At 39.5% G+C, this 1,277-nt stretch carries 2 protein-coding genes and 1 pseudogene; all 3 read right to left on the reverse strand.

From position 1 onward, the window contains the following. Positions 1-131, reverse strand: a pseudogene (locus tag C1T29_RS24805) (hypothetical protein); the annotation flags it as partial. Between the two features lie 42 nt (positions 132-173). Beyond that, on the reverse strand, positions 174-890 hold the full coding sequence (locus C1T29_RS11155) for a YrpD family protein (protein ID WP_040083056.1): 717 nt from the start codon (positions 888-890) through the stop codon (positions 174-176). A 160-nt stretch (positions 891-1,050) separates the two neighbouring features. Continuing rightward, on the reverse strand, positions 1,051-1,277 hold a 227-nt coding region (locus C1T29_RS11160; protein WP_231516557.1), incomplete at its 5' end, for a YoqO family protein.

Here is a 1,277-nt window from a genome sequence, read left to right on the forward strand (position 1 = left end):
AGAAGTGCTACTATAACTAAAATCATTCCAAAAAGACTTGTTTTTTCATATTTCATACCAATATTCACCCTTTTTAAAGTTTGTTTTGAACAAAAGAGCTGAAGATACGAGCTATGAGCAGTATGCTCCATAAAAAACCGCCAGAAAATGCTGGCGGCCTTTTGCTGCTTCGTTTATTTATTAACAGAGATTGTAACGTTATTTCCTGAAACAGAAACCTTTGCGAAATCCTGTGTATCTACCACAGGAGTGATAGCTTTATTGTCGATTGTGATGCTGTTAAAAGATGTCGAAAAGGCTGTTTTGATGGCATCACGCTGGCTTTCATAAGAAACTGCTGCAGTAGCAAGTGTTTTCCATTTTGAAATCGTGCCGATGTTGGTCCCTTGAATTTCTGTGATAATTCGTCCGGTATAGCCGTCATTGTTCGTTCCCCAAAGGGTCATGCGCGTATTGCCGTTTAAATTTTTATAGATTGTCATTTGGACTGTGCTTCCAGGGCGGAAGCCTTTATTGTAGGTGAACTTGTCTTTTCCTTCGATGTACGTTTCTTCATTTTTGGACCCTACCTTCATGAGGGGCTTCCAGACGTTGTATTGCTTGCTGTACTGAAGCCCGATATCTGCCTCAGTTCCGCTTGTTGCCCTAAATCCTGAATAAATATAAGGAGTAGAGACCGTATCATATTTTACAGTGTCAGGAAGATTGATTTTAGCTGTGAAAACGGCGCCTGTGCTATTCAGATAGGCGCGGCCGCCGATTCCCTTAGGCAGCTGGGAGGCTGCTTTTGCGACTTGAGCATCTGCCGCGGGCAAGCCTGGTATACCTGATGGAAGTGTTCCGAAAAGAATGGCTGTTCCTACTGCACCTGCAATCAATACTTTTTTCACTCAAATTCCCCCTTTTGATAGTGATTTCGTCATTTATTATACCTTATTTTGGAACTGGATTTATGTATATAAATCGACAAAATATTTCATTTTGAGTGATGTAAGGGACGAAACGCTTCTCCAATCTGAAAGCTATATACCTTTAACAAAAATAATAAGATCATAATCGTGTTAACCGATTTGAAATTTTCCTCATAATAAAAGCACAAATGCTTAAAGAAACGATAATCAAAAGAATGCGCGCTATCGTTTCCCAGCCTGTAAAAAAGGGGTGCTGTTTCATCAATGTCTGTCCTTGTAACATGATAAAAGTACAGATACCGACTAAGAAAAGAAAACAAATGCTTAGGATTGCTAACGCTTTACGTGAGTATGTTTTCATTTCAT

It is taken from the genome of Bacillus sp. MBGLi79, from assembly GCF_002953915.1.